Here is a 4,693-nt window from a genome sequence, read left to right as displayed (position 1 = left end):
GCCGCGCCCGAAGGCGCGGCACCTGGCTTCCATCTCATGAGTGCTGGCTGGTTGGGACTGGGCGGTAGCAGACGTCGATTTCGTTCCTTGGGTTGCCGCCGTTGAGGAGTTCCAGGTCGATGGGCGAGCCGCCGGGGTTGTCGAACAGCCGGATCCCGTCCCCGAGCAGGACCGGCGCGGTGTGCAAGTCGATCTCGTCGATGAGGCCGCGTTCGAGGAGTTGCCGGCCGATCGAGGCCGGGGGAAGGCATCGAAACCGTCCCGGCCGCCGAGGGACGGCGCCGGTGGTCGCTGATGTACTCCTGGGTGATGTTGGGACGCGCGTTGGTGATGCCGTTCATCCAGCCCATGGCGTGTGGTCGCCCTTTTGCCGACCACCGCGATCCGCTGAGCCGGCCCGACCCCAGCGCGTGCGTCAGATCGGCAGCGGATCGTAGTTGGCGCCGAACGGGGCGTCCGGCCTCGTGAACTCCCCCATCAGCGCGCGCCTCAGGGGCGTGGTGCGCTCGAGGAACTCGGGGTCGTTGCTGAACCGGTCGGCCATGCGGACCCACGGTGGGCTGTAGACGTAGTGCGTCGTATAGCGGTCGTAGTCGCCGTCGTGGCGGAAGGTTCGGTGCCAGACGCCGTTGTGGAACACCAGAGCCGCCCCGGCCTCGGCGCACACGACATGGCCGATCGCGATGTCGTCGTTGGGCTCACGGATCGAATCAGGCAGACCGACCCGCGAGCGGTGGCTACCGGGAATCATCTCCATATTGCCCATGCCGGGCACAGTCTGATCGGTGAGCAGGTACGACACGCGGAGCTGAAGCAAGGGAACCGGGTATCCCAGGTCCTTGAAGTCGAACGCGGACGATCCGTCCTGGTGCCACCGGCCGTTGCCCGCGTGCGCCGGCTGCATGGTGTTCCAGCCGGCCTGCAGCACGAACCGGTCGCCGAGCAGACCCTGCACCTTCGGAAGGACGTCAGGATGATCGATCAGCCGCTCGAGAACCGGCTCGCTCTCGTACGTCCGGCCGATCTGCCCGAACTCGCGGTCGCGGCTCTCGTGCAGACGCCGCGAAACGTCGTACGCCTCCGCGGCCTCGTCCTTGGTCAAGACGTTGGGGATCATGAAGTAGCCCCACGACTCGAAGATGAAGCGATCGGTCTCGGTCAGCTGGCCTTTGTCGACAACGGGATCGAGCATCACTCTGTCCTTTTCTTCGATCGGCTGGTGGTCAGCGCAACAGCCACCACTCGAGGCAACCCGCGGATGGTGGCTGTCAGTGTCCGCTGAGTACTCAGACCTCAGCGCACGATCCAATCCTGCCGCCCGCCGCACCGCCGAAAAAGGGCCAACTCCCCGGATTGGCATCCAACTCAGAACTCACCGGCCCGCCTGCTGATGCTTTGGCTCTGGTCGCGGAGGAATCGGGCCGCCGACTCGGTTTTCGCGAGTTGTGCGGCGCGGGCGTAGGCCGCGGCAGCTTCATCGTGTCGGCCGAGTCGGTGCAACATCGAGCCGCGAACGGCGTGCAGCGGGTAGTAGCCGGCCAGTTCGCCGGCGATCGCGTCGACGAGGCGCAGACCTTCAGCAGGCCCGCGGGTTTCGGCGACGGCGGCCGCTCGGTTCAGTGCCACGACGGGTGTCGGCATGACGGCGATCAGGCGGTCGTAGAAGCGGACGATCGCGGCCCAGTCGGTGTCCTCGTAGCGGCTCGCAGCGCAGTGCATGGCCTGGATCGCGGCTTGCAGCTGGTACGGCCCAAGCTGACGGCGGCGCAGACAGGCCAGCACAAGCTCCTGCCCCTCGGCGATCAAGGTGCGATCCCACAGCGATCGATCCTGGTCTTTCAACAGCACGTCGCCGTCGGCTCCGCGCGCAGGCACCCGCGCGTCGCTCAGCACCATCAGAGCGAGCAGGCCGTCGACCTCCGGTTCGTCTCGGCCCAGGCCAGCGCCGCGTCGAGGTCCTCGGCGTCGATGATGTAGAAACCGCCGAGATGCTCCTTCGCCTCCACGAACGGCCCGTCGGTCGTCACCTTGTCCAGGCCAGTGCCGCCCCGGACGACGGTGGTCGCATCAGGGCTGTGCAGAGCGCCGCCGAACACGAACGCGCCGGCTCGTTCCATCTCCTCCTCGAGCGCGATCACGCGCCCCATGAAGGCCTGCAGCTCCGCCGCGGTGGACGGTCCATTTCCTTGCGCCTCGTACACCGACAAGAGGTACTGGTTCATCTGAGCTCCCCGGTTCCGCGGGACCATCCCGCTCCGACCTGATGACGAACGACGAGGGCACGATCAGGACAGCTTTGAGGATCATTTTTGTCCCTGGTCGCGTCTAGTCTGCGCTCATGAACCGGATCGACCGTCTGTACGCCCTGGTCGAAGAGCTGCGCGCCGCCGGAGCGAGGGGCCGGACCGCGCGACAGCTGGCCGGCCACTTCGAGGTCAGCGTCAGGACCATCGAGCGCGATCTCAGTGCGCTCGGGCAGGCCGGCGTACCGCTTGCCACCAAGCAGGGCCGCACCGGCGGCTACACCGTCGACCGGTCGATGAGCCTGCCTCCGCTCAACTTCACCTCCCGCGAGGCAACCGCGATCGCGGTCGCGCTGAGCCGCAGCGACCATGTGCTGTTCTCCCGCGACGCCCGCAGCGCACTCCAGAAGATCGTCGCCGCCATGCCGGAGCGCGCCCTCGAGGAGGCGCGTACGGCGGCCGCGAAAGTGCGCCTGCTCGTCCAGCCGGTCCCGGATCCGGACGCGGAGATCGCCGAACAGATCTGGCGAGCCGTACACGACAACCACGTGCTGCGGATCGCCTACATCGATGTCGGCGGCGTCCAGACCGAGCGAGAGGTGGAGCCGCAACACGTTGTCGTCGGTCCCAACGGCTCGTATCTGACCGCCTGGTGCCATCTGCGGCAGGAGGACCGGGTGTTCCGGATGGATCGCATCACCCGGGCCGAGCGCAGCCCCACCATCCCCCGATCGAGGCCGACCGTCCACGATCCGCAGGTCGACGGCCACGTGACCAAGCTGCCCGAGTCCGCACTTCTTCCCCCCAACACCGACATAGGAGTGTCGCCGGCGCCTGCGACGGTGGGTTCGACCCGCCGCTCCGGCGGGTGAATCGCACGACGAAGGAGTCCCCATGACCACCCCAGCTCCCGGCACCCTGGCCTGGTTCGAGGTCGCCACCAGCGACCCCGACGGTGCGCAGAAGTTCTACGGCAGCCTGTTCGACTGGACCTTCGACGCCGACGGCCCGGCCGCGACCGGAGGCATGGACTATCGCAACATCAAGGCTTCCGGCGCCGAGGCTCCGATGGGCGGCATTTTCGGCACTCGCGGTCAGGTCCCCGACCACGCGGTCTTCTACATCCTCGTCGCCGACGTCGAAGCCACCTGCGCCGATGCCGAGCAACTTGGCGGATCAGTCATCAGCAAGCACCTCGATCCCGGCCCGGGCGCCCCGGCGTTCGCCTACCTGCGCGACCCGTCCGGCAACCAGTTCGGCGTCTTCACCCCACCGGCCGCCTGATGCCACCAAGCTCCACGCGCAACTCCCCGCCGGATCCGTCCGGCGGGGAGAACCCGCACGACCTGTACGACGAACTCACCGACGACCTGCTCTACGACCCGGCGGTCGGCCGCTCCACGATCATGGGTCACCCCTGCGTCCGGCTCGCCGGCCGCTTCCTCGCGTCGTACGACGCCAAAACCGGCCACCTGGTCGTGAAGCTGCCGGCCGCACGCGTGGCCGAACTCGTTGCCACAGGCACCGGCCAGCAGTTCGCGCCGGCCGGCAAGGCCTTCCGCGAATGGGTTGCGATCCCGGTCGTCGAGCACGAGCTCTGGCAGAGCCTTCTCGCCGAAGCTGTCGCGTTCGCCCGCCAATGCCTAGGCGGGAAGCAGTGAGTGGGTCAGCGTGATTCGAGCAGGGATTTCAGGCGAGTGAGATCCTTCTGGTTGGCGCGGCGCATCGCCGCCGACATCAGCGGCGCGGCAACGCCCGCGAAACCCGACGGCTCGCCGCGGTGGCGCAGCGACATGTGCGTGGAGCGGTCACCGGACGGCGACCAGCGATAGCTCGTCTCCATCGGAAACGGGCCCTGGGCGGTCCGCATCACCAGCCGCTCCAGCGGAACCAGCTCGACGACCTCGTAGGTGTAGGCGAGCCGCCGGCCGAGGAAGTGCGCCACGAAGTCCATCCGCGATCCGACCGCGACCGGCGGCTCGGTCCGCCACCGCACCGACTCGATGTTGGCGTACCACTCGGGCGCGTTCGACGGATCCCCGACGTACTCGGCCACCTCCTGCAGCGGCCGGTCGATCACGACCTCGGTCAGTACGTCGACCGCCATCAGGTCTCCTGGCCGAAGCACGGCGCCGGCCTGCCGGCAGCCAGGGAGCGCCGCCTCTGCGCCCAGCCGAACGTGACGTTCCGGTACATCGTCCCACCCCATCGAAGCCGGCGGCCCCGGTCTCAGAGCGCCCCCAACGCTCATTTCCTTCAACAGTCACTGTGCGACTCAGACCATGTCAACCGTGACCCACCCCAGCCGCCCAATCCACCACCTCGACACCGTCGCAGCGTGCCGGAGATCGAGGACGCCGATGCTCGCGAGGCGGCCGAGTTGCTCGCCTCGCCGCGGCTGCCAGAGCAGCGGGTCGCCGGGCTCCCTGGCCAGCAACTACTCGGTCGGG

General features: G+C 68.1%; 8 protein-coding genes. 3 read left to right on the top strand and 5 right to left on the bottom strand.

Translation table 11 applies throughout. The features are described from left to right. Window positions 1–34: 34 nt before the first annotated feature. From ACWCOV_RS41550 to ACWCOV_RS41535, 4 genes are all read right to left on the bottom strand, one after another. Window positions 35–232: a dihydrofolate reductase family protein gene (locus ACWCOV_RS41550; RefSeq protein ID WP_449834888.1), complete on the bottom strand. Its 198-nt coding sequence runs from the start codon at window positions 230–232 to the stop codon at window positions 35–37. Between the two features lie 183 nt (window positions 233–415). Next, window positions 416–1,192: a phytanoyl-CoA dioxygenase family protein gene (locus tag ACWCOV_RS41545; protein ID WP_449834887.1), complete on the bottom strand. Its 777-nt coding sequence runs from the start codon at window positions 1,190–1,192 to the stop codon at window positions 416–418. Between the two features lie 173 nt (window positions 1,193–1,365). After that, complete coding sequence (locus tag ACWCOV_RS41540; protein WP_449834886.1) at window positions 1,366–1,896, bottom strand: DUF6596 domain-containing protein; 531 nt, start codon at window positions 1,894–1,896, stop codon at window positions 1,366–1,368. After that, window positions 1,896–2,222 (bottom strand): YciI family protein, encoded by a 327-nt coding sequence (locus ACWCOV_RS41535; RefSeq protein ID WP_449834885.1) that lies wholly within the window; start codon window positions 2,220–2,222, stop codon window positions 1,896–1,898. Before ACWCOV_RS41535 ends, ACWCOV_RS41540 begins: the two co-directional genes overlap by 1 nt. A gap of 116 nt (window positions 2,223–2,338) precedes the next feature. On the opposite strand from ACWCOV_RS41535, the gene ACWCOV_RS41530 reads away from it, so the two are divergent. Genes ACWCOV_RS41530 through ACWCOV_RS41520 form a run of 3 tightly spaced genes read left to right on the top strand, consistent with a single transcriptional unit; the run spans window position 2,339 to window position 3,904 of the window. Continuing rightward, the gene (locus tag ACWCOV_RS41530) at window positions 2,339–3,115 is read left to right on the top strand and encodes a helix-turn-helix transcriptional regulator (protein WP_449834884.1); all 777 of its coding nucleotides are present in this window, start codon (window positions 2,339–2,341) and stop codon (window positions 3,113–3,115) included. A gap of 22 nt (window positions 3,116–3,137) precedes the next feature. Then, window positions 3,138–3,527: a VOC family protein gene (locus tag ACWCOV_RS41525; protein WP_449834883.1), complete on the top strand. Its 390-nt coding sequence runs from the start codon at window positions 3,138–3,140 to the stop codon at window positions 3,525–3,527. Beyond that, window positions 3,527–3,904 carry a hypothetical protein gene (locus ACWCOV_RS41520; RefSeq protein ID WP_449834882.1) on the top strand — a complete coding sequence of 126 codons (378 nt, stop codon included), beginning with the start codon at window positions 3,527–3,529 and terminating at the stop codon, window positions 3,902–3,904. The genes ACWCOV_RS41525 and ACWCOV_RS41520 overlap by 1 nt, the downstream gene beginning before the upstream one ends. A gap of 5 nt (window positions 3,905–3,909) precedes the next feature. On the opposite strand, the gene ACWCOV_RS41515 is transcribed toward ACWCOV_RS41520, so the two are convergent. After that, window positions 3,910–4,350, bottom strand: a complete 441-nt coding sequence (locus ACWCOV_RS41515; protein WP_449834881.1) for an SRPBCC family protein — start codon at window positions 4,348–4,350, stop codon at window positions 3,910–3,912. Window positions 4,351–4,693: the final 343 nt, after the last annotated feature.

This window comes from Kribbella sp. NPDC002412, assembly GCF_053592935.1.
This window is presented reverse-complemented; position numbering and strand designations above follow the sequence as displayed.

Excerpts from the sequence above, each read along its gene's own strand:
- ACWCOV_RS41545 (WP_449834887.1), bottom strand. The coding sequence starts at position 1,192 with ATGCTCGATCCCGTTGTCGACAAAGGCCAGCTGACCGAGACCGATCGC.
- ACWCOV_RS41540 (WP_449834886.1), bottom strand. The coding sequence starts at position 1,896 with ATGGTGCTGAGCGACGCGCGGGTGCCTGCGCGCGGAGCCGACGGCGAC.
- ACWCOV_RS41535 (WP_449834885.1), bottom strand. The coding sequence starts at position 2,222 with ATGAACCAGTACCTCTTGTCGGTGTACGAGGCGCAAGGAAATGGACCG.
- ACWCOV_RS41530 (WP_449834884.1), top strand. The coding sequence starts at position 2,339 with ATGAACCGGATCGACCGTCTGTACGCCCTGGTCGAAGAGCTGCGCGCC.
- ACWCOV_RS41525 (WP_449834883.1), top strand. The coding sequence starts at position 3,138 with ATGACCACCCCAGCTCCCGGCACCCTGGCCTGGTTCGAGGTCGCCACC.
- ACWCOV_RS41520 (WP_449834882.1), top strand. The coding sequence starts at position 3,527 with ATGCCACCAAGCTCCACGCGCAACTCCCCGCCGGATCCGTCCGGCGGG.
- ACWCOV_RS41515 (WP_449834881.1), bottom strand. The coding sequence starts at position 4,350 with ATGGCGGTCGACGTACTGACCGAGGTCGTGATCGACCGGCCGCTGCAG.